Source organism: Sphingopyxis sp. H053 (genome assembly GCF_001468225.1).
Taxonomy (GTDB): domain Bacteria; phylum Pseudomonadota; class Alphaproteobacteria; order Sphingomonadales; family Sphingomonadaceae; genus Sphingopyxis.
Window position 1 is genome coordinate 425,620 of the sequence record NZ_LNRU01000003.1, and the last position, 22,316, is coordinate 447,935.

Genomic DNA, 22,316 nt, shown 5'->3' on the forward strand with positions numbered 1-22,316 from the left:
TCCTGATCGTCCGGCCCGCTTATTGCTGGACCTGCAATTGAACAACCAGATTTTCCTGCGCCGCACCATAGCGCATGCCGCGAACCGGGGCAGCGTCGCGGTAATCGAGCCCCGTCGCGACGCGAATATAGCGCTGGTCGGGCGAATGGCCGTTGCTGACGTCGAAGCCGATCCATCCGATATGCTCGAAATGCGCCTCGGCCCATGCGTGCGTCGCATCCTGATGCGTGCGGTCGTTCATCATCAGATAGCCCGACACGTAACGCGCCGGATGGCCAAGGTGGCGCATCGCGGCGATGAAGATATGCGCATGGTCCTGGCACACCCCGCCCTCGCTGCCGAGCGCCTGTTCGGCGGTCGTCTCGGCATCGGTAAAGCCGATCCGGTACGCCAGCCGGTCGATGATCAGCGCCGACAGCGCATGCGCGCGCTCGATATCATTGCTGTAGTCGCGGCCGAGCTGTGCGGTCAGCGCGCGGACGTGCCGCCCCGCGCGCGTCAGCGGCGTGGGTCGCAGAAAGGTCCACAGCGGCATCGCGCCGCGATGCTGCCCGATCACGCCGTCCCAGGTTTCCAGCTCGACCTCGCCATGACAGCGGATGACCATCTCGCTCGCCCCGCCCTGCACCGCAATCAGGTTGACGCCGTTGCCGTGGTGGTCGGTGTAGTGCAGTTGCTGCGCGCCGCCCTCGACCTCGATCGTCCAGCCATGGACACGCTGCTGCCCCGGCCGGTCCTTCGGCGTGAGTTTCAGCTGCTGCAGTGCATAGCTGACCGGCGCATCATATTGATAACGGGTGGTATGTTCGACGCGCAGTTTCATTCCACAAACCTGTAATCGCGCTCGACCTGCCGGGCGAGGGCGGCGGTGTCGCGAAGAAAGCTGGTCACATATTGGTGCAGGCCGCCGTCGAAGATCGACTGGATCGGCCCGGCGAGCTTCTCATGGCTCAGCGCATGCGCCAGCCGCCAGGCCTCGGTCTCCTCGCCATAATGCCGCTGCAGCTGCGCCAGATGATCCTCCATCCGCTCGCAGCAGAAAGCGAGGCTGCGCGGCATCTGGCGATAGAGGATCAGGAATTCGGCGATCTTGAGCGCGCTGATCTCGGCCCCGTAAAGCCAGCGATAGGCGCGGTGCGCCGACACCGACCGCAAAATCGTTTCCCACTGCACATTGTCGATCGACGTGCCGATATGCGCGACCGAGGGCAGCAGCAGATAATATTTGACGTCGAGGATGCGCGCGGTGTTGTCGGCGCGCTCCAGAAACGTACCGAGCAGCGCAAAATGATAGCCGTCGTTGCGCAGCATCGTGCCGTTCAATGCCCCGCGGACATGCGCGCTCTGCTGGCGGATCGTCGTCAGCACGTCGGGCAGATCGTCCTCGCGCACCGGCCGCTTCAGCAACGCGACGAGTGTCATCCAGCTCGTATTGACCGCCTCCCACGTCTCGCGGGTCAGCGCGGTGCGCGCGGTGCGGGCATTGTCGCGCGCGAGCTTGATCACCGAAAGGATGCTCGACGGATTGGCGGGATCGCGAAGCAGGAAGTCGATCACGCGCGCCGAGCTGTAATCGCCGTGCGCCGCCTTGAATGCCTGATTGACCCCCGCGGTCACCAGCACCGACTTCCATTCGGCCGCCGCCGTGCTCGACCGCGTCAGCGCGATGCGAAACCCCGCGTCGATCAGGCGCGCATTATTCTCGCTACGCTCGAGGTAACGCGCCATCCAGAAGAGCGAGCCTGCGGTCTTGCCCAGCATCAGTCTTCCAATACCCAGGTGTCTTTGGTGCCGCCGCCCTGGCTCGAATTCACCACCAGCGATCCCTTGGTCATCGCGACGCGCGTCAACCCACCCGGCGTGATCGTGACCCCCTGCGGCGACATCAGCACAAAGGGGCGCAGGTCGACGTGGCGCGGCGCGAGGCCCTTCTTCGTAAAGATCGGCACGGTCGATAGCGACAGCGTCGGCTGCGCGATATAATTGCCGGGGTTCGCCTCCAGCTTGGCACGGAAGGCCGCGAGCTCCTTCTTGCTCGCGGCGGGGCCGACGAGCATCCCGTAACCACCCGACCCGTGGACTTCCTTGACGACGAGTTCGGGCAGCCGGTCGAGCACTTCGCGCAAATGCTCGGGGTCCGAACAGCGCCACGTCGGCACATTGGGAAGCAGCGCCTTTTCGCCCGTATAGAATTCGATGATGTCGGGCATATAGCTGTAGAGCGCCTTGTCGTCGGCGATGCCGGTGCCGGGCGCGTTGGCGATGGTGATGCCGCCCGCGCGATACACGTCCCATATCCCCGGCACGCCGAGCATCGAATCGGGGCGGAAATTCAGCGGATCGAGGAAATCATCGTCGACGCGGCGATAGACGACATCGATCGCCTTATAGCCCTGCGTCGTGCGCATCGCGACGCGCCCGTCGATAACGCGCAGGTCATGCCCCTCCACCAGTTCGGCGCCCATATGGTCGGCGAGGAAGCTGTGCTCATAATAAGCGCTGTTGTGGATACCGGGGGTCAGCACCGCGACGGTCGGGGTGCCGCCGCACGCGGGCGGCGCGCAGGCGGCGAGCGATTTCAGCAGGTTGATCGGATAGTCGCTGACCTCGCGCACCGGCACTTTCGCGAACAGCTCGGGAAACATCTGGAGCATCGTTTCGCGGTTTTCGAGCATGTAGGACACGCCCGACGGGGTGCGCGCATTATCCTCGAGCACATAGAATTCATCGGCGCCGGTGCGCACGATGTCGGTGCCGCTGATGTGCGTATAGATGCCGCCCGGCGGGTCGAGCCCCATCATCATCGGCAGGAACGCCTCGTTCCCCGCGATCAGGTCGGTCGGCACGCGCCCGGCGCGCAAAATCTCCTGCCGGTGATAAATGTCGTGGAGAAAGGCGTTGAGTGCGCGCACGCGCTGTTCGATGCCGCGCGACAGGCGGCGCCATTCGCTCGCCGAGATGATGCGCGGCACGACGTCGAAGGGGATCAGCCGCTCGTCGCCGTCGGCGGCGCCATAGACGTTGAAGGTGATCCCGGTGGTACGGAACAGCGCCTCGGCCTGCTGCGCCTTGCGCTGGATGCGCGTCGCATCCTCGGCCTCGAACCACCCGCAATATTCGCGATAGGGCGACCGGGTTCCGCCCTCCTGGCTCGTCATTTCGTCGAAAAATGAAATGCGCCTGCCCTTTCCACGCAACATGCCAGCATCCGCCGCGCGAGAGCGAGCGGCGCACTCATGTTCCTGCTGCTGCGCTACCTGACGGCTACGTGGCCACCAGGCTTGTGAGGCCAATGCTAATCGCGCCCGCGGGCCTTGGCAAGCGGGCGCGTAAGCCGTGGTGTTACCGTAACATCAAACACTTGCCGCGCGCCCGAAGGCGTGCGGCGAGCGCGTCAAATCGCGCCGTGGCAGTGCTTATACTTGCGGCCCGAACCGCACGGGCACGGCGCGTTGCGGCTGATGTCGAGCGTCGCATAGGGATTGTCTCCCTCGGGCATGTCCGGACGCGGGATCTGCATCGGCGGCAGCGTGTTTGCGATCACGCCCAACTGTCCACCGTCGAGATCGGCGCTGTTGTCCTCGCCCGTGAAGGGGTCGATGTGTGTGGTCAGGAAATCGGGCAGGTCGGGCAGCGGCATCGGCTCGGGCTCTTCGAAGCGCAGGTCGATCCGCGCAACGGTGCGCGTCACATCCTCGCGGATATTCTGCAGCATGCGTTCGAACAGCGCGAAGGCTTCCTGCTTATATTCGTTGATCGGCTGCTTCTGCGCATAGGCGCGCAGGAACACGACCTGACGCAGCGCGTCGAGCGTCGACAAATGCTCTTTCCAATGATGGTCGAGCGTCTGGAGCAGCACCGATTTCTCGATCCCCTTCCACGTTTCCTGATCGACGAGCGCAGCCTTTTCGGCGGCGACCGCGTCGGCGGCGGCCTGGATGCGCTCTTCGAACATTTCGGCGTCGACCGCGTCTTCCTGCATCCACGCATCGATCGGCGGCGAAAGGTCGAGGATATTCTCTACCCGCTCCTTCATCTGTTCGACGTTCCACTGTTCGGGATAGCTGCCGGGGGGGCACGCATCGGCAACGATCGAATTGACCGTTTCGGCGCGCATCGCGGTCATCACCTCGTCGACGGTCTCGCTGTCGATGATCTCGCCGCGCTGTTCATAGATGACCTTGCGCTGGTCGTTCATGACGTTGTCATATTCGACGACCTGCTTGCGGATGTCGTAGTTGCGCGCCTCGACCTTCTTCTGCGCGGTCTCGATCGCCTTCGACAGCCATTTCGACCCGATCGCCTCGCCGTCCTCCAGATTTTTGTTCATCATCTTGGAAAAGAGCGTGTCGGGGCCGAAGATGCGCAGCAGGTCATCGTCGAGGCAGAGGTAGAATTTCGACAGGCCGGGGTCGCCCTGGCGCCCCGAACGGCCGCGCAGCTGGTTGTCGATGCGGCGGCTTTCGTGACGCTCGGTCGCGAGCACGAACAGCCCGCCCGCGGCGAGCACCGCCTCACGCTCGGCGGCGACCTCTTCGTGGATGCGCGCGATCGCGGCGTCGCGCTCGGCGCCTTCGGGCAGGTCCTTCAATTCGTCGCCGATGCGGAATTCTTCGTTGCCGCCGAGTTTGATGTCGGTGCCGCGGCCCGCCATGTTCGTCGCGATCGTGACCGCACCGGTGCGGCCCGCCTGCGCGACGATATGCGCTTCGCTTTCGTGGAAACGCGCGTTGAGCACGCTATGCGGCACGCCGTCCTTTTCAAGGAAGGACGACAGCAGCTCGGACTTTTCGATCGACACGGTGCCGACGAGCACCGGCTGGCCGCGCTCGTTCGCCTCGCGGATCGTCTTGGCGATCGCGCCGAACTTGTCGGTGATATTCTTGTAGAATTCATCCTCGTCGTCGACGCGCGCGATCGGACGGTTGGTCGGGATGTTGACGACATTCATCTTGTAAATGTCGAAGAATTCGGCCGCTTCGGTCGCCGCGGTGCCGGTCATGCCCGAAAGCTTGGGGTACATACGGAAATAATTCTGGAAGGTGATCGACGCGAGCGTCTGGTTCTCGGGCTCGATCTGCACGCCTTCTTTCGCCTCGACCGCCTGATGCAGGCCGTCGGACCAGCGCCGCCCGTCCATCATGCGGCCGGTGAATTCGTCGATGATCACGACCTTGCCGTCCTTGACGATATAGTCGGTGTCGATCCGGAACATCTGGATCGCCTTCAACGCCTGATTGACGTGATGCACGACCTGCGTGTTTTCGATGTCGTAGAGATTGTTGCCCTGGAGCAGGCCGGCGGCTTCGAGCAGGCGCTCGACATGCTCGGTGCCGTCCTCGGTCAGGTTGATCGACTTGGACTTTTCGTCCTTTTCATAATCATCATCGGTCAGGTTGAGGACGACTTCGTTGACGCGGATATAAAGCTCGGACTTGTCGTCGGTCGGACCCGAGATGATCAGCGGGGTGCGCGCTTCGTCGATCAGGATCGAATCGACCTCGTCGACGATGCCGAAGTTGAAGGTGCGGTGGACCATCTGCTGGCGGTCGAACTTCATATTGTCGCGGAGGTAATCGAACCCCAGCTCGTTGTTCGTCGCATAGGTGATGTCGCTGTTATAGGCGTCGCGGCGCTGCGTCTCGTTGAGGTTCGGGACGATGATCCCGGTCGTCAGGCCCAGGAAGCCATAGACGGTGCCCATCCATTCGGCGTCGCGCGTCGCGAGATAGTCGTTGACGGTGACGACATGGACGCCCTTGCCTTCGAGCGCGTTGAGGTAGCAGGGCAAAGTCGCCATCAGCGTCTTACCTTCGCCCGTCGCCATTTCGGCGATCTCGCCGCGGTGGAGGACGACGCCGCCGACCATCTGCACGTCGAAATGGCGCATGCCGAGCGTGCGGACCGCGGCCTCGCGCACCGTCGCAAAGGCTTCGGGCAGGATGTCGTCGAGCGTCTCGCCGGCTGCGAGCCGATCGCGGAACGCCTGCGTCTGCGCCTGCAGCCCGGCATCGTCGAGCGCCTGCATCGCGGGCTCGAACGCGTTGATCTTGTCGACGATCTTGCGGATCGAGGCGACATAACGGTCGTTGGACGAGCCGAACAGGCTCTTGGCAAGGCCAGAAAACATGGAATTTCCCTTGGGATTAGAATGAATTGGCGGCGCTTCGACCGCGCGAACATATGAAAAAGGCCCCTTTGCGGGGCGGCGCCTCAAGAAAGGCGCGAAAAAGCCGCTCTATTCGAGCGCGCGGTCGCTGCCGGTGAGCAGGCCGGGAAGATGCGGCGGTGCCGCCTTGCGCGGCTTGCCGCTCCCGCTGGAGACGCGGCGGGTCGGCGTCGTGGTGGTCGGGCGACGCTCAACGTCGCTCGTTTCGGCCTTGCCCGCGGTTTCGGCGAACATCACCAGCGACCCCATCGCCGCCGGAACGGCAGGCGCGGCAACGGCCCGGTCGGCGGTCGCCAGGCCGGTCAGTAATGCCAAAAGGGTCAGCAACAGCCGCAAGAATCGCCCCTAACTACATCCGGAGCCCTGATTATTGCGCCCCGTTCCCTGAACATAGGGTGAAAGTCGTGTGCCGTCTAGGGCTGGCGGCTCATTTGGCGACCGCCGGAGCATCCTCGATCGTCAGGTCGCTTCGCAGAATCACCCGTTTCGCAACCTTCGTCCCATTGGCGTCGACGAAAGGCGTGAAGCGCGCCTGCGAGCCGAACATGTCGCAGGGCGTCATTCCGTTCGGTGCAGCACCGAATTTGCCGGTGTTCGAAAAGCGGCATTCCTCGACGCGGCCGTCGGCGCCCAGCAGCACCGTCATCGTCGCGCTGCCCGGCTCTCCCAACGGGAAAGTCGGACCGGACGGAATCGATACGCCGGCGCCACCGTCCCCGGCGTCGCGTGGCAGCGCCCATTGGAATTTCGCCGCGACGACCCCCTTCGTCGGCTTTCCCTCGCTGTCGAGCGCCGGCAAGAATTTGCCGTCGCTGCGCATCAACGCGCATGCTGCCGCGTCGAGCGTGGCGGACAGGCTGCTTTCATTGACCTTACAACCCGCGACCTGCCCGGCACTGTCGATATTGAGTTCCATGTGGACCACGCCCTCCTCGCGCGCAGCGCGCGCTGCCGCGGGATAGTGGGCGGCGGGGTCGATGCGCTTGAACGCATCGTCGGGGATCGCACCGCGCGGCCAGCTTTCCTGAGCCGGGTCGAGGTCGAAGCCAGCCACCGCTACTGGATAGGTGCCTTTCCCGGGGATCTGCCAGCGTATCCGGTTGCTGTATGTCCCGCCGACAGCGTCGCCGCGCGCGTTGCGCCCCGGCGTAAAGCGCGCGCGTTGCAGGATCAGCTGGCAGGTCAGCGCATCGAGATCGCCATGGCCGCTCGGCGCGATGATGTCGCAGCCCGTGGGCAGACCGTCAGCGCCGATCGTCAGTTTGAATCCTGTCGTTCCTTCGCGCTCCTCGCGCATCGCGCTCGCCGGATAGTCGTCGTTCGTGACCCAGCTTCCCGGATTGGTCGCCGGTGCCATCCCCTTTTCCACGTCTGCGGCGTCTCCTTGCGCCGCAGCCAGCGCCAGCACGATCGCTATCCCCGATTGCAACATTGCCCCCTCCCCCTTCATCCCAATTGCGGGTTCAAGCCCTTTACTTCGATCAGAAAGCTCTTCGGCTTCTTGAACAATTTGCTCTTCCGGTCGACCCTCAACCCGACGACTTCGGCCAGCTCCATCACGAAATGAACGCAGTTGCGCTTGTTCAGGCTGTAGCTCGGCTGCTCGCGGTCGCGCCATTCGGCAACTTTGGCCATCACCAGCGCATAGGTCGCATCGTCGACCGTCACGTCGAACTGGCGATCGCTCTTGGCGATATAATCGGGCTCGGACGATTCCACCTTGCCCTTCACCGATCCGAGCAGAATCGCGGGGCTGACTGAAACGGCGGTGAAACCGTAATTGGCGTCGACCACCTCGCCCGTCGCATCGAGTGTGCCCTTCATCACGATGAAGGCATGCGGGAACCGGTCGCCGAAATCATGGCTGTAGAAACTCACGACCACCTCGGCGCGCGCCGGGGCGGTGAGGCCCGCGCACAGCATCAGCAACGACAGGAAGAAAAAGCGAAGGCCGCGGGTCATCATCGGCGCCCTCTTAGCGAGCCGTGCTTCGCCTTGCCAAGCCGCGATTGCCGCTTGACGGAAACGTCAACTTCGCATCTTGTCGCGCTGACATCAATGTAAGGAGGGGCCCATGGCACGAAAGGCGATTTTCATCACCGGCGGTGGATCGGGGATCGGCCGTGCGGTTGCGCGCCATTTCGCCGGGCAGGGCTGGTTTGTCGGCATCGCCGACGTCAACCGCGCCGGGATCGATGAAACCGCCGCGCTGCTTCCCGAAGGCGCGTCGTCGCGCCATGTGATGGATGTCCGCGATCGCGACCAGTGGAAGGCCGCACTCGACGAATTTGCGAAAGCCAGCGGCGGCCGCCTCGACGTCCTCTTCAACAACGCCGGCATCGGCACGGGCGGGCAGTTCGCCGATATGCCCCCGGCCGAGGCCGATCGGTTGATCGCGATCAATTTCGGCGGCGTCGTCAACGGCATCTATATGGCGCTGCCGCTCCTGCGCGCGACCCCGGGATCGACAATCCTCAACACCGGATCGGCGTCGGGATTCTACGGGGTCGCGGGCCTCGCCATCTATTCGGCGACCAAGTTCGCGGTACGCGGCCTCACCGAAGCGCTCGAAATCGAATTCGCCAAACATTGCATCAAGGTCCGTTCGCTGATGCCGGGCTTCATCGACACGCCCCTGCTCGATCAGGTCAGCGCCGACAGCAACGAACCCGCGCGCACCCGCCTGTCCGACAGCGGCTTCGAAATCGTCCCCGTCGAGCGTGTCGCCGAGGCGGCGTGGGACGCGGTGCACGGGACGAGCGTCCACACCACGGTCGGCAAGATGGCGAAGCGCCTGTCACGCCTCGCGCGCTGGTTCCCCGGGCTGATCGTCCGCCAGTCGAAGAAGATCGACGGGCTGGGCGCCGCGGCGCACTGAGCTATTCGGCAGTGGCGCCGGCTTCGGGGTGAGCAGGTGCGGTTCCCCCACCCACTTCGTCATCCCGGACTTGATCCGGGATCCACGACGATGGTGCGGCCATGGATCCCGGATCAAGTCCGGGATGACGATGATAGATAGGTCAGGTCGAAAACTTGCCGGCTATTTTGCGTTCCCGCACGTCACCGACCCACTACCCACATTGCGCACCGTACAGACCGGCCTACCCAGCACGACGGTCTTGCCGATCCCGCGCGAGGTGATCGCCGCGCTCTTCACCGCGCGCAGGATGTGATCGCCCGCCCCCTCGCTGTCGCTGATCAGCTCGTCGACCGCCAGCGCGCCCGCGTCGACCGCGCCCGCACCCGACAATGTCATCTGCGCGTTCTTGGCGGCGCCGCCGAGGGTCATCGTACCGTTTCCGATCATCGCGACCTGCAACCGATCGGTACTAATCTGGCCGACGGCCAGCCGCCCGGGCCCGCGCAGGCCGACCATCGCGCGCTGTCCTTTCAGTCTGTCGATCTGGAGCGACCCCGCGCCCGAAAGCGTCGCCGCGCGCAGGTTCGCGGCATTGATGCGAACCGTCACCGGACCGCGCGGCCCGCGGCGCTTCTCGTCGCCCGCGAACTGGCGCTCGCTGATCACCAGCTTGCCGTCGCGCGCTTCGACGCTCAGCCGGTCGAGCGCGTCCTGCGGCCCGGTGGCCACGGCGCTGACCGGCGCCCGCGTCACGACCTCGACCGTCACATCGGCGCTGACGTCGATCGTCTCGAAACTGGTGAGGCCAAAACGCTTTTCGGCGCCCCATGCGGGGCCGGCAGCAAGCAGGGCGGCGGCCGCGATCGCGGCGCATCTTGTGGCAAGCGTCATGGTGCCGCCTTACCCCGTCCGGGCAGGCGGCACCAGCGTGGCATCATTTGCAGGTCGCGGTGCCCGAACCCATTTGCCGCGTCGAACAGCTCGCGCCGCCGCCAAGCGTCACATCGCCCGACCCGAGGATGCGGATATCGGCCTTTCCGGTCGCCTGTGCGTCGACATTGCCCGATCCGGTGACCGATACCTCGAGCGTCGTTGCGACGAGCCCGTCGGCGTCGATATCGCCCGACCCGGTGACGCTGAGCTCGCCCGACCCGATCGTGCCGCTGCCGATCTCGATATCGCCCGATCCCGACACGGTGATGTCGGCGCGCTTGCCGGTCAGCTTGGCGACCTTCAGGTCGCCCGACCCGGTGACCACCGCCTCAACCGCGTCACCGTCGACCGCGTCGGCGTCGATCGTTCCCGATCCGGTCAGGCGCACCTTGTTCAGCCGAGGCAGGGTGATCGCGATATCGACGTCATCCTCGTCGTTGCTCGAAAAGCTGAAACCCTCGCGCTTGCGGCCGATCTTCAAATCGGGACCGTCGAGTTTGATCTCGAGCCGGTCGAGCGCTTCCTTGCGGCCACGCGCGCTGATCGAGAAGCTGTCGCCCTGACGGATGGTGACGTCGTCGGGACCCGAAACCTCGACCGCGGTAAAGCCGGTCAGATCATAGGTCTGCGTCGTGATCGGACCGACGCTGGCCGGCGGCCCGCCCCGTTCGGCCGGCTTGTCGTTGCTCGGCGCCGCGCCGTTGCAGCCGGTCACAAGCGCCAGCGGCAAAATCGCCATCATCCAGTTCCGCATCATCAATCTCCTCTGTGTATTGCTTGCATAACACACGATCGTCGTCGCTGTCCAGCGGTCTGCCATCTTGTCGCCACCTTCGGCGTCCAGAGGGCAATTTCTCCCCGAAACCGAAAGCCCGACCATGAGCGTAGCCTTTCGCCGCGAGAGCGACGACGAGCATAAGGAACCCGAATTCGAGCTGCCCATCGCGGTCGGCCCGAACCTGGTGACCCCGCGCGGACTGCGCCTGCTTGGCGAAGAGGTCACGCGGCTTGAGCGCGAGATCGCGGGAACCGCAGACGAGGACGCGCGCAAGAAGTTGCAGCGCCGCCTGCGCTATTTCCATACGCGGCAATCGACCGCCGAGGTGCAGGCACCGCCCGCCGATGGCAGCGTCGGCATCGGCAGCCGCGTGACGTACCGGCTGAACAAGGCCGAAAAGACGATCACCATCGTCGGCGGCGACGAAGCCGACCCGGCACGCGGCCATATCGCCTTTTCCGCTCCGCTCGCGCGTGCGCTGATGGGCGCCGAGACCGGCGAGAGCGTCGAATATCAGGACCGCGAGGATGCGATCGCGATCCTCGCCGCCGAAGCCGATCCGGAGACGCAGACATGAAAGACAAGTTCGAACGCCACAAACAGCCGTGGACCCCGGCCGAGATCGACAAGCTCCACACGCTCGCCAAAAAGGGCATGCCGCTGAAGTCGATCGCGAAAGCGCTGACGCGCAGCGAGGAGTCGGTGAAGGCGCGCGCCAAGGCCGACAGCCTTCCGATCGCAAAGCTGCACTGATCCACCATGTCCTCCAATGAATTTGATGCCATCGTGCTGGGTGCCGGCGCGGCCGGGCTGATGTGCGCCGCGGTCGCGGGCGCGCGCGGCCGCCGCGTGCTGCTGCTCGACCACGCCGACGCGGTGGGCAAGAAAATCCTCATCTCGGGCGGCGGGCGCTGCAATTTCACCAATGTGAATAGCGCGCCCGACCGCTTCATCTCGGCGAACCCGCATTTCGCGAAATCGGCGCTCGCACGCTACACTCCCGCCGATTTCATCGCGCTCGTCGAACGCCACGGCATCGCCTATCATGAAAAGACGCTCGGCCAGCTCTTCTGCGACGGCTCGGCGAAACAGATCGTCGCGATGCTGCTCGAAGAGGCCGCAAAAGCCGGCGTCGACGTCCGCACCGGCCAGCCGGTGAGCGATGTCACCCACGCCGACGGCAAATTCACCGTCCGCTTCGGCGATCAGAGTTTCACCGCCGCGGCGCTCGTCATCGCGACCGGCGGGCCGTCGATCCCCAAGATGGGCGCGACGGGCTTCGCTTATGACCTTGCGCGCCAGTTCGGATTGAAAGTGGTCGAGCCACGCCCCGCGCTCGTTCCGTTGACGCTCGGCGGCGACGATGTGCTGTTCCGCGAATTGTCGGGAATCGCCGCCCCCGTCGAAGCGCGCGCGGGCAAGGCCGCCTTCCGCGAAGCCGCGCTCTTCACCCACCGCGGCCTCTCCGGCCCCGCGATCCTGCAGGTCAGCAGCTATTGGCGTCACGGCGAACCCGTGACGATCGACCTCTTGCCCGATGCCCCGCAAGGCTGGCTGCACGACGCCAAACACACCCGTCCCCGCATCACCCTGCGCGCGGCCTTGGGCGCGTTGCTTCCCGACCGACTCGCCGAAACCCTCGCCGAACGCCTTGCGCTTCCCGGCGAACTCGGCGCCCAGACCGACCGCAAGCTCGCCGATGCAGAGGCGCAGCTAGCGGGCTGGATTTTCCGTCCGAACGGCACAGAAGGCTTCGCCAAAGCCGAGGTCACGGTCGGCGGAATCTCGACTGCAAACCTATCCTCGCAAACAATGATGGCCAAAACCGTCCCGAACCTCTATGCGGTCGGCGAAGCCGTAGATGTCACAGGGTGGTTAGGCGGCTATAATTTTCAATGGGCCTGGGCCAGCGGACACGCTGCCGGACAGGTGATTTAAGCCCATTGAGCCCCTTTTCCGTCGGCCCGTCACCGCACCGGTGACCGCCCATATTATTGAGATAAAAATGCCTTTCGAAAATCTTTCTCCCGTCCTTTCGGACGCCCTTGTCGCGCGCGGCTATGAAGCGCTCACCCCCGTCCAGACGCAAGTCACCGAAGGCGAGGCCAAAGGCCGCGACCTGCTCGTCTCCGCGCAGACCGGCTCGGGCAAGACCGTCGCGTTCGGCCTCGCGATGGCCGACGAGCTGATCGAGGATGGCCGCCTGCCCTTCGCGACCTCGCCGCTAGCGCTGATCGTCGCGCCGACGCGCGAACTCGCGCTGCAGGTCAGCCGCGAACTCGGCTGGCTCTATGCCAAGGCGGGCGCGCGCATCGCGACCTGCGTCGGCGGCATGGACGCCAGCAAGGAACGCCGTGCTTTGGGTCAGGGCGTGCAGATCGTCGTCGGCACCCCGGGTCGCCTGCGCGATCACCTCGAACGCGGCGCGCTCGACCTCACCGCGCTCCGCGTCGCCGTCCTCGACGAAGCCGACGAAATGCTCGACATGGGCTTTCGCGACGACCTTGAGGAAATCCTCGACGGCACCCCCGCAACGCGCCGCACGCTTCTCTTCTCGGCGACGCTGCCGAAGCCGATCGTCCAGCTCGCCAAGCGTTACCAGCAGGATGCGCTGCGCATCTCGACCGTCGGCGAAGACCGCGGCCATGGCGACATCGCCTATCAGGCGGTGACCGTCGCCCCCGCCGACATCGAGGGCGCCGTCGTCAACCTGCTTCGTCTCCACGACGCCGAAACCGCGATGCTGTTCTGCGCGACGCGCGACAATGTCCGCCGCCTCCACGCCAGCCTGGTAGAACGCGGTTTCGCCGCGGTCGCGCTGTCGGGCGAGCATAGCCAGAATGAGCGCAACGCCGCGCTGCAGGCGCTCCGCGACCGCCGCGCCAAGGTCTGCGTCGCGACCGACGTCGCCGCGCGCGGTATCGATCTTCCGACGCTCAGTCTCGTCATCCACGTCGAAATTCCGCGCGACGCCGAAGCGCTCCAGCACCGTTCGGGCCGCACCGGCCGCGCGGGCAAAAAGGGCACCGCGGTCATCATCGTCCCCTACCCGCGCCGCCGCCGCGTCGACGGCATGCTGCGCGGGGCGCGCATCGAAGCCGAATGGATGGACGCGCCGACCGCCGCCGACGTGCGCAAGCGCGATCAGGAACGTTTGATGGAGAAATTGCTCACGCCGGTCGAGCATGAGCCCGAGGATATCGAACTCGCGCAGCGCCTGATGGCCGAGCGCACCCCCGAGGATATCGCGGCATCGCTCGTCCAGGCGCACCGCGCGCTGATGCCGCCGCCCGAGGATCTCCTCGACAACAGCCCGCGTGGCCGCGATGCTGCCGGTCGCCCCGAGCGCGGCGAACGTTTCGAACGTCCGGAGCGCGGTGGCGATCACCGCGAGGGCTTCGAAGACAGCGTCTGGTTCCGCCTCAATATCGGCCGCCACCAGAATGCCGACCCGCGCTGGATCCTGCCTTTGCTCTGCCGCCGCGGCCATGTGAGCAAGAACGAGATCGGCGCGATCCGCATCGGTCCCAAGGAAACGATGTTCAACATCCCGCGTGGCATAGCCGATCGCTTCGCCGAAGCGGTGGTGCGCAGCGCCAACGCCGATGGCGAGGACGACAGCGGCGTGTCGATCACGCCAGCGCCCGACGGCCCGACCTATCCGCCGCGCCGCGACAAGGGTCCGCGCGACAACGCGCCCCGCAGCACGCTCGGCCGTGCGCCGGGCGGCGACCGCGGTTTCGGCGATCGTTCGGGTCCGCGCGGCCCGCGTGGCCCCGGCGGTCCCGGCGGCAATGAACGCTACAAGCCCAAGCCCTTCGGTCAGCGCAGTCCGCGCCGTCCGTCGAAATAAACCCTGAACCCCTCCCCCGACGGGGAGGGGCTTTTATCGCACCGCCCTTGCGCTCTTCCGTCCGGCCCACCAGATGGTCCGGACAGCAGGAGAGCGGCGCATGCAAGCGATCGAAGCCTTTATCGAAAGCCAGGGCGGACCCGAGGTCATCGACTGGCGCGAGGTGACGCTTGGCGAACCCGGCCCCGGCCAGGTGCTGCTGCGACAGACCGCGGTCGGGCTCAACTATCTCGACACCTATCACCGCGACGGCACCTATCCCGTTCCGCTGCCGAGCGGGCTTGGCGTCGAATCGGCGGGTGAAGTCATCGCCGTCGGCGCCGACGTCCACGGCCTCCAGCCCGGCGACCGCGTTGCGACCTTCGGCCCCGAACGCACCGCCTATGCCAGCGCGCGGATCGTCGGCGCGGCCTCGCTGTTCAAGCTCCCCGCCGACATCGACGATGAAACCGCCGCCGCCGCGCTGCTGAAAGCCTGCACCGTCGAAATGCTCGTCGAACGCTGCGCGAAGGTTCAGGCCGGCTCGCCCGTGCTCGTCCACGCCGCCGCGGGCGGGGTCGGGCTCATCCTCGTCCAGTGGCTGAAGGCGATCGGCGCAACGGTGATCGGCACCGTCAGCACCGAGGCCAAGGCGCACACCGCGCGCGAAGCCGGCGCCGACCATGTGCTGATGTACAAGAGCGACGACGTCGCGGCGCATGTCCGCGAGATCACCGACGGTCAAGGGGTGCCGGTGACCTTCGACGGCATCGGCATGGCGACGTGGGAGGTGTCGCTAAAGGCCACCGCGCGGCGCGGGCTGATCGTCAGCTACGGCAATGCCGGCGGCCCGGTGACCGGCGTCAATCTCGGCGTCCTCGCACAGCACGGATCGCAGTTCGTCACGCGCCCGACGCTGTTCGATTATTACCACCTTCCTGGCGAGCGCGCCGCGGGCGCCGCGCGTGTGTTCGAGATGATCGAAAGCGGCGCGGTGCAGATCACCGTCGGCCAGCGCTATTCGCTACAGGACGCCGCGCGCGCCCACGCCGATTTGCAGGCCGGGCGCACGACGGGGTCGACGCTGTTGATTCCGGAGCATTCCTAACCGTCGCCCCCGCGAAGGCGGGGGCCGCTGGAGATGTAGCAAAAGGCCGATAGCGGCCCCCGCCTTCGCGGGGGGCGACGTTACGCCTTCAACCGCTCCGCATGCCACGCGACATGCTCGGCCAGAAAGGTCGAGATGAAGTAATAGCTGTGGTCATATCCCGGCTGCATCCGGATCTCGGCCTTCTGCCCCGCGCGTTCGCACGCCGCGACCAGCAATTCGGTCTTGAGCTGCTCGGCGAGGAAATTATCGGCGTCACCCTGATCGACGAGCAGGTCGGGCACGCGCAGCCCCTGATCGAGCAGCGCGCACGCATCATAGGCGTGCCAGTCCTCGCGGTTGTTCCCGAGATAATTGCCGAGCGCCTTCTCGCCCCACGGGCATTGCAGCGGCGCGACGATCGGCGAGAAGGCCGAGACCGAACGAAAGCGATCCTGATTGCGGAGACCAATTGTCAATGCGCCATGCCCGCCCATCGAGTGGCCGGTGATCGCCTGCCGCGTCAGGTCCGCGGCCGCAAAATTGCGCAGCACCAGCGAAGGCAGCTCATCCTCGATGTACGAGCGCATGCGGTAATTCTTCGCCCACGGCTCTTCGGTCGCATCGACATAGAAACCCGCGCCCAGCCCGAAATCCCATGCGGCATCGGGATCGTCGGGAACACCCTCGCCGCGCGGGCTGGTGTCGGGCGCGATGAAGATCACGCCATGTTCGGCGCACGCAGCGCGATATTCGCCCTTTTCCATCACATTGGCGTGGGTGCAGGTCAGCCCCGACAGATACCAGAGAACCGGAAGCTTCGCGCCTTCCGCATGGTCGGGAACGAAGACCGCAAAAATCATGTCGGTGCCGGTGGTCGTGCTCGCATGCTTGTACACGGCCTGCGTGCCGCCATGGCTGCGAACGGTGGAGAGGGTTTCGAGGGTCATGATTCTTCCTGCACAGGGATGGCGGCGACAAGTGGCTGATGCCCCCAATGACGCAGCAGGTCGAGGATCGTTGCGCCCGGCAGCCCGAGCGTCGCGGTGTTGCGCAGCGGATGGACGTTGACCGTTTCCGCTATCGCCAGCACTTCGTCGAGCACGATGGTGATGCTTCCGGGCACCGCATTGATCGCCGCGAGCGGCGTCACCGACCCCGGCGAAATGCCGAGCAATCGCTCCATATCCTCGGCCTTGCCGAAGCTCACATGCTTGCACCCGATCGCGCCGGGCAGTGCCTTCAGATTGACGCGCGCGTCGGACGGCACGGTGACGAGCCAGAAGGCGCCGCTTTTGTCCTTCAGGAACAGATTCTTGGTGTGCGCCCCCGGCATCGCGGCGTGCACCGCGTCGCTCTCGGCAACGGTGAACACCGCTTCATGTTCGTGCGCGGCAAAGGGGATCGCGAGCACGCCCAAATCGGCCAGCAATCCCGCTTCGCCTCGCATCATATTATCGGCTCAGACGACGCGGTGGAGCGCGCAGAGCTTGTTGCCCGACGGATCGCGCAGGTAAGCGAGATAGAGCTGGCCGAACCCGCCTTCGCGCACGCCCGGCGGATCTTCGATCGAAGTGCCGCCGTTGGCGACGCCGGCGTCGTGCCACGCCTTGGCCTGCTCGGGACCTTCCATCGCAAAGCCGATCGTGCAGCCGTTGCCCGCGGTCGCGGGTTCGCCGTCGATCGGCGCACCGACGAGGAACAGCCCGCCATTGTACATATAGATCAGGCGGCCCTTGTCGTCGGTGATCGCGGGCTTGCCGCCGATCGCCTGAAAGGTCGCGTCATAGAATTTCTTGGCGGCTTCGAGGTCGTTCGCCCCGACCATATTGTGACTGTACATCGCCTTTTGCTCCTCCTGATTTTGGTTGCGAATCGATACCTACGCTGTCCCGCCGGGCAGGACCAGCCGCCATTCTGTCCGGGATTCGTCAAAAATGATGAACCGGGGCTCCTAACGGAAAACCACCGTCTTGCGGCCATCGATCAGCACGCGCTGTTCGGCGACCCAGCGCACCGCGCGCGCCAGCACCTGCGCCTCGGTATCCCGGCCGATGCGGATCAGTTCGTCCACCGAATCGCGGTGATCGACGCGCTCGACCGCCTGTTCGATGATCGGCCCCTCGTCGAGGTCGCTCGTCACGAAATGCGCGGTCGCGCCGATCAGCTTGACCCCGCGCTCGTGCGCGCGGTGATAGGGTTTGGCGCCCTTGAAGCCCGGCAGGAAGCTGTGGTGGATGTTGATGCAGCGCCCCGACAGCTTCGCCGACAGATCCTGCGACAGCACCTGCATATAGCGCGCGAGCACCAGATGCTCGGCGCCCGCATCGGCCATGATCTGCAGGATCGCCGCTTCCTGCTCGGCGCGATTGGCGTCGCTGACCGGCAGGTGATGGAAGGGCACGCCGTGCCATTCGGTCAGCCGCCGCTGATGCTCGTGGTTCGACACCACCGCGGCGATGTCGATCGCGAGATTGCCCGTCGACCAGCGGTGGAGCAGGTCGTTGAGGCAATGGCTGCCCTGCGACACCGCGATGACGAAGCGCGGCTTAATGCGTCGGTCGCTGATCCGCGCGTCCATCGCGAAACGATCGACGATCGGCGCGAAGGCTTCCTGTACCGCGGCCAGCTCGCCCGGAAAGCGCGGCCCCGCGCCGCGGAACTCGACGCGCATGAAAAAGCGCCCCGAATCGAGGTCGGCATATTGCTGGCTGTCGAGGATGAAGCCGTCGCGTTCCGCGAGCAGCCCGGTCACCGCCGCGACGATACCGACCGCATCGACGCAGCTGAAAGTCAGGACAAAGGCGGGCTGGTCCATTTCCATCACGCCAGCCGGTGCGTCGCGCACAGCTTGTTCCCGGCGGGATCGCGCAGATAGGCGAGATAGACCGTCCGTCCTGCGGTGACCTGACGAATGCCCGGCGGGTCCTCGATCATCGTGCCGCCGTTCGCCGCGCCCGCGGCGTGCCAGGCATCGACCGCCCCGGTCGACGCCGCGACGAAACCCAGCGTTCCGCCATTGGCCCCGCTCGCGGTTTCGCCATTGAGCGGCTTCGTCAGCAAAAAGCGCCCGCCGGCGTGCGAATAGATGAGCCGGCCCCATTCGTCGACGACGCCCGGCGACACCCCGAGCGCGCCCAGCGCCGCGTCATAGAAACGGCGCGCGGCTTCGATATCGTCGGCGCCCAGCGCCACATGGCTGAACATGCCGACCTCAGAACACCACGACCGAACGAATGCTCTCACCCGCATGCATCAGGTCAAAGCCCTTGTTGATCTCTTCGAGCCCCATAACGTGCGTGATCATCGGGTCGATCTCGATCTTGCCAGTCATATACATGTCGACGATCTTCGGCACGTCGGTGCGGCCCTTTGCGCCGCCGAACGCGGTGCCGCGCCAGTTGCGCCCGGTGACGAGCTGGAACGGCCGCGTCGCGATTTCCTTGCCCGCCTCGGCGACGCCGATGATGATCGAGGTGCCCCAGCCGCGGTGGCAGGCTTCGAGCGCGGTGCGCATCACTTCGGTATTGCCCGTGGCGTCGAAGGTGTAATCGGCGCCGCCGTCGGTCAGCTGCACGATCGCGGCGACCGTGTCTTCGCGGCTCATACCCTTGGTGTTGAGGAAGTCGGTCATGCCGAACTTGCGGCCCCATTCCTCGCGCGCGGGGTTGATGTCGACGCCGATGATCTTGTCGGCACCGGCAAGCCGTGCGCCCTGGATCACGTTGAGCCCGATGCCGCCGAGCCCGAAGACGACGACATTGTCGCCGACCTGCACCTTCGCGGTATTGATCACCGCGCCAACGCCCGTGGTGACGCCGCAGCCGATGTAGCAGCTCGACTGGAACGGCGCGTCCTCGCGGATCTTCGCGACCGCGATCTCGGGCAGCACGGTGAAGTTCGAGAAGGTCGAGCAGCCCATATAATGGAAGATCGGCTGGCCCTTGTAGGAAAAGCGCGTCGTGCCGTCGGGCATAAGCCCCTTGCCCTGCGTCGCGCGGATCGCGGTGCAGAGGTTGGTCTTGCCCGACAGGCAGCTTTTGCACTGGCGGCATTCGGGGGTGTAGAGCGGGATCACATGGTCGCCGGGCTTCACCGATGTAACGCCCGCGCCGACCTCGCGCACGACGCCCGCGCCCTCATGCCCCAGCACGCTCGGGAAGATGCCCTCGCTGTCAAAGCCGTCGAGCGTGTACGCGTCGGTGTGGCAGATCCCCGTCGCCATGATCTCGACCAGCACCTCGCCCGCCTTGGGGCCTTCGAGGTCCAGCTCGACGATCTCGAGCGGCTTCTTCGCTTCGAACGCAACGGCGGCACGGGTCTTCATGGCGTATCTCCCTTTCGCGCGTTCCCATCCCGCAAACGCCGCCGCAATGCAAGAGCAAGCCCGCGGAAACATAGCTATGGCATCGCTGTCAGAAGATCAGCGCGTCAGCACTCCACCACGCTGACCGCGAGCCCGCCCTTCGACGTTTCCTTATATTTGTCGCGCATGTCGCGTCCGGTCTGCAGCATCGTCGCGATCACCGTGTCGAGGCTGACGACATGCGTGCCGTCGCCGATCATCGCGATGCGGCTCGCGTCGATCGCCTTGATCGACCCCATCGCGTTGCGCTCGATGCACGGGATCTGGACGAGCCCCCCGATCGGGTCGCAGGTCAGGCCGAGATTATGCTCCATGCCGATTTCGGCGGCATTTTCGACCTGTGCGTTGGTGCCCCCCAAAGCCGCGGTCAGCCCCGCCGCCGCCATCGAGCAGGCGACGCCGACCTCACCCTGGCAGCCGACCTCGGCGCCCGAGATGCTGGCGTTGCGCTTGTAGAGCGCGCCGACCGCGCCCGCGGCGAGCAGGAAGGTGCGCACCCCCGCATCGTCGCCGCGATAGCCGCGCCGGTAGAAGCGGATCACCGCCGGAATGATCCCCGCCGCGCCATTGGTCGGCGCGGTGACGACCTTGCCGCCCGCGGCATTTTCCTCGTTCACCGCCATCGCCCACAGATTGATCCAGTCCATCATCGCGAGCGGGTCGGTCAGATTCGCCTCGTGGCGGTTGCGAATGTCGTCGGCGATCTGCGGCGCGCGGCGCTTGACCTTCAGCCCGCCGGGCAGGACCCCCGTGCTGCAGCAGCCCGCATCGATCGACGCGTCCATCGCCGCCGCGATCGCATCGAGCCCCGCGTTCACCTCGTCGAGGCTGCGATGCGCGAGCTCATTCTCGAGCATCATTTCGGCAAAGCTCTTGCCCGACGCCGCGCCCATGTCGAGCAGATCAGCGCCTGAAGTGAAAGCGAAAGGCAGCTCGACCTCATCCTCGGCACCGCGGCTGTTGCGCCCGGCCTCATCCTCATCGACGACGAAGCCGCCGCCGATCGAAAAATACATGCGCTTGGCGAGGATTTCGCCATCGCCGTCGCGCGCGGTGAAACTCATGGCATTGCTGTGAAACGGTTGGCGCTGGCGCATCTGGAAATGCAGGTCGCTTTTTGGTTGAAAGCGCGCGCGCTGGCGGCCGAGCAGGTAGATAAAGCCTTCGCTCTCCGCCCGGTCCCAATGCGCCTTGATCGCGGCGAGGCTGGTCGATGCGGGGATTTCGCCGGCGAGACCTGCAACGATCGCGGTGTCGGCGGCGTGGCCCTTGCCGGTCAACGCGAGCGAGCCATAAAGGTCGGCTTCGACATGCACCGTCTTGCCAAGAAGCCCGGCCTCGTCGAGCCAGACGGTGAAACGCCGGGCGGCAACCATCGGGCCCACGGTATGCGAGCTGGAGGGTCCAACACCGATTTTGAAGAGTTCGAACAGGCTGATCGTCATGGCGGCGCTATAGGAGAAGGCGGACGATCCCGATAGGCCCACGCGGGCCAATTTTCGTTACGGCTTGCAATAAATCCTCCCTGTCGCGCAGCGATGGGGAGGGGGACCACCGAAGGTGGTGGAGGGGCAGCGACGGTGCGTCATTGCCCCTCCGTCAGCGCTTCGCGCCGCCACCTCCCCATCGCTTCGCCACAGGGAGGATCATCAGATCAGGCCGGATAGGTCCAGGTCGTATCGCGCGCGAAATTCTCCGCCGCGAAATCCCAGTTGAGCAGGTCGTCGACCACCGCGTCGACATAGGCCGGACGCAGGTTCTTGCGGTCGATATAATAGGCATGCTCCCACACGTCGATCACGAGCAAGGGCTTGATACCCGCAACCAGCTCGGTGCCCGCGTCGTGCGTGTCGGTGACCGACAGCGTGCCGTCGCGCGAGACGAGCCACGCCCAGCCCGACGCGAAATGGTTGACCGCGGTTTCCTTGAGCTTCTTTTTCAGGTCATCGAGCGAACCGAAATCACGCTCGATCGCGGCGAGCAGATCATCCTTCGGCGCGGTCTTCGACGGGCTCAGGCTTTCCCAATAGAAAGCGTGGTTCCACGCCTGCGCGGCATTGTTGAACAGGCCCTTGTTGCCCGATCCTTCGGCGTGGTGGACGATTTCTTCGAGCGGCTTCGACGCCAGCTCGGTGCCTTCGATCGCGGCGTTGGTCTTGTCGACATAGGCTTTGTGATGCTTGCCATGGTGCGTCGCCAGCGTGTCGGCCGAGATATGCGGCTCGAGCGCGTCCTGGGCGTACGGCAGGGGAGGATGGGCGATCGTCATGGCAGTCTCCATTTTATTATCG

23 protein-coding genes are annotated in these 22,316 nt (G+C 65.3%); 6 read left to right on the top strand and 17 right to left on the bottom strand.

What is annotated here, in order from left to right:
• Positions 1 to 19: 19 nt before the first annotated feature.
• The 7 genes from ATE70_RS07755 to ATE70_RS07785 form a co-directional block, all read right to left on the bottom strand.
• Positions 20 to 823 carry a transglutaminase family protein gene (locus ATE70_RS07755; protein ID WP_058537345.1) on the bottom strand — a complete coding sequence of 268 codons (804 nt, stop codon included), beginning with the start codon at positions 821 to 823 and terminating at the stop codon, positions 20 to 22.
• On the bottom strand, positions 820 to 1,761 hold the full coding sequence (locus ATE70_RS07760; protein ID WP_058537346.1) for an alpha-E domain-containing protein: 942 nt from the start codon (positions 1,759 to 1,761) through the stop codon (positions 820 to 822). The genes ATE70_RS07755 and ATE70_RS07760 overlap by 4 nt, the downstream gene beginning before the upstream one ends.
• Complete coding sequence (locus ATE70_RS07765) at positions 1,761 to 3,158, bottom strand: circularly permuted type 2 ATP-grasp protein (protein ID WP_231732900.1); 1,398 nt, start codon at positions 3,156 to 3,158, stop codon at positions 1,761 to 1,763. The genes ATE70_RS07760 and ATE70_RS07765 overlap by 1 nt, the downstream gene beginning before the upstream one ends.
• A gap of 236 nt (positions 3,159 to 3,394) precedes the next feature.
• Entirely contained in the window at positions 3,395 to 6,130 is a 2,736-nt protein-coding gene (secA, locus tag ATE70_RS07770; RefSeq protein ID WP_058537348.1) for a preprotein translocase subunit SecA, read from the bottom strand.
• Positions 6,131 to 6,238: 108 nt separating this feature from the next.
• Entirely contained in the window at positions 6,239 to 6,505 is a 267-nt protein-coding gene (locus ATE70_RS07775; protein ID WP_058537349.1) for a hypothetical protein, read from the bottom strand.
• Positions 6,506 to 6,596: 91 nt separating this feature from the next.
• Positions 6,597 to 7,601, bottom strand: coding sequence for a TonB family protein (locus ATE70_RS07780; protein WP_058799863.1), 1,005 nt, complete (start codon positions 7,599 to 7,601; stop codon positions 6,597 to 6,599).
• A gap of 14 nt (positions 7,602 to 7,615) precedes the next feature.
• Positions 7,616 to 8,131, bottom strand: coding sequence for a hypothetical protein (locus tag ATE70_RS07785; RefSeq protein WP_082639699.1), 516 nt, complete (start codon positions 8,129 to 8,131; stop codon positions 7,616 to 7,618).
• Between the two features lie 112 nt (positions 8,132 to 8,243).
• Here ATE70_RS07785 and ATE70_RS07790 point away from each other — a divergent pair, with 112 nt between their 5' ends.
• The gene (locus ATE70_RS07790; RefSeq protein WP_058537351.1) at positions 8,244 to 9,047 is read left to right on the top strand and encodes an SDR family oxidoreductase; all 804 of its coding nucleotides are present in this window, start codon (positions 8,244 to 8,246) and stop codon (positions 9,045 to 9,047) included.
• 162 nt (positions 9,048 to 9,209) lie between these two features.
• Here ATE70_RS07790 and ATE70_RS07795 read toward each other — a convergent pair whose 3' ends face one another.
• Together ATE70_RS07795 and ATE70_RS07800 are read right to left on the bottom strand one after the other, a co-directional pair.
• Complete coding sequence (locus ATE70_RS07795; protein WP_058537352.1) at positions 9,210 to 9,920, bottom strand: head GIN domain-containing protein; 711 nt, start codon at positions 9,918 to 9,920, stop codon at positions 9,210 to 9,212.
• 43 nt (positions 9,921 to 9,963) lie between these two features.
• Complete coding sequence (locus ATE70_RS07800) at positions 9,964 to 10,719, bottom strand: head GIN domain-containing protein (protein WP_058537353.1); 756 nt, start codon at positions 10,717 to 10,719, stop codon at positions 9,964 to 9,966.
• A 121-nt stretch (positions 10,720 to 10,840) separates the two neighbouring features.
• On the opposite strand from ATE70_RS07800, the gene ATE70_RS07805 reads away from it, so the two are divergent.
• From ATE70_RS07805 to ATE70_RS07825, 5 genes are all read left to right on the top strand, one after another.
• On the top strand, positions 10,841 to 11,317 hold the full coding sequence (locus tag ATE70_RS07805; protein WP_058537354.1) for a GreA/GreB family elongation factor: 477 nt from the start codon (positions 10,841 to 10,843) through the stop codon (positions 11,315 to 11,317).
• Entirely contained in the window at positions 11,314 to 11,493 is a 180-nt protein-coding gene (locus ATE70_RS07810) for a hypothetical protein (RefSeq protein WP_056368868.1), read from the top strand. Before ATE70_RS07805 ends, ATE70_RS07810 begins: the two co-directional genes overlap by 4 nt.
• A 6-nt stretch (positions 11,494 to 11,499) precedes the next feature.
• Complete coding sequence (locus tag ATE70_RS07815) at positions 11,500 to 12,678, top strand: NAD(P)/FAD-dependent oxidoreductase (protein ID WP_058537355.1); 1,179 nt, start codon at positions 11,500 to 11,502, stop codon at positions 12,676 to 12,678.
• A gap of 67 nt (positions 12,679 to 12,745) precedes the next feature.
• A complete protein-coding gene (locus tag ATE70_RS07820) occupies positions 12,746 to 14,593 on the top strand; it encodes a DEAD/DEAH box helicase (protein WP_058537356.1) in 1,848 nt (615 codons plus the stop codon).
• Positions 14,594 to 14,693: 100 nt separating this feature from the next.
• Positions 14,694 to 15,680, top strand: a complete 987-nt coding sequence (locus tag ATE70_RS07825) for a quinone oxidoreductase family protein (protein ID WP_058537357.1) — start codon at positions 14,694 to 14,696, stop codon at positions 15,678 to 15,680.
• Between the two features lie 80 nt (positions 15,681 to 15,760).
• On the opposite strand, the gene fghA is transcribed toward ATE70_RS07825, so the two are convergent.
• The 8 genes from fghA to ATE70_RS07865 all read right to left on the bottom strand — a co-directional run bounded on the left by fghA (position 15,761) and on the right by ATE70_RS07865 (position 22,294).
• Positions 15,761 to 16,609 carry an S-formylglutathione hydrolase gene (fghA, locus tag ATE70_RS07830; protein ID WP_058537358.1) on the bottom strand — a complete coding sequence of 283 codons (849 nt, stop codon included), beginning with the start codon at positions 16,607 to 16,609 and terminating at the stop codon, positions 15,761 to 15,763.
• Positions 16,606 to 17,091 carry a prolyl-tRNA synthetase associated domain-containing protein gene (locus ATE70_RS07835; protein WP_443028786.1) on the bottom strand — a complete coding sequence of 162 codons (486 nt, stop codon included), beginning with the start codon at positions 17,089 to 17,091 and terminating at the stop codon, positions 16,606 to 16,608. The genes fghA and ATE70_RS07835 overlap by 4 nt, the downstream gene beginning before the upstream one ends.
• A 30-nt stretch (positions 17,092 to 17,121) precedes the next feature.
• Positions 17,122 to 17,502, bottom strand: a complete 381-nt coding sequence (locus tag ATE70_RS07840) for a VOC family protein (protein ID WP_058537359.1) — start codon at positions 17,500 to 17,502, stop codon at positions 17,122 to 17,124.
• A gap of 111 nt (positions 17,503 to 17,613) precedes the next feature.
• Entirely contained in the window at positions 17,614 to 18,483 is an 870-nt protein-coding gene (purU, locus tag ATE70_RS07845) for a formyltetrahydrofolate deformylase (protein WP_058537360.1), read from the bottom strand.
• Positions 18,483 to 18,866 (bottom strand): VOC family protein, encoded by a 384-nt coding sequence (locus ATE70_RS07850; protein WP_058537361.1) that lies wholly within the window; start codon positions 18,864 to 18,866, stop codon positions 18,483 to 18,485. The genes purU and ATE70_RS07850 overlap by 1 nt, the downstream gene beginning before the upstream one ends.
• A gap of 7 nt (positions 18,867 to 18,873) precedes the next feature.
• Positions 18,874 to 19,986 (bottom strand): S-(hydroxymethyl)glutathione dehydrogenase/class III alcohol dehydrogenase, encoded by a 1,113-nt coding sequence (locus ATE70_RS07855; protein ID WP_058537362.1) that lies wholly within the window; start codon positions 19,984 to 19,986, stop codon positions 18,874 to 18,876.
• Positions 19,987 to 20,090: 104 nt separating this feature from the next.
• Positions 20,091 to 21,470 (bottom strand): L-serine ammonia-lyase, encoded by a 1,380-nt coding sequence (locus tag ATE70_RS07860; protein WP_058537443.1) that lies wholly within the window; start codon positions 21,468 to 21,470, stop codon positions 20,091 to 20,093.
• Between the two features lie 209 nt (positions 21,471 to 21,679).
• Complete coding sequence (locus ATE70_RS07865; RefSeq protein WP_058537444.1) at positions 21,680 to 22,294, bottom strand: superoxide dismutase; 615 nt, start codon at positions 22,292 to 22,294, stop codon at positions 21,680 to 21,682.
• Positions 22,295 to 22,316: the final 22 nt, after the last annotated feature.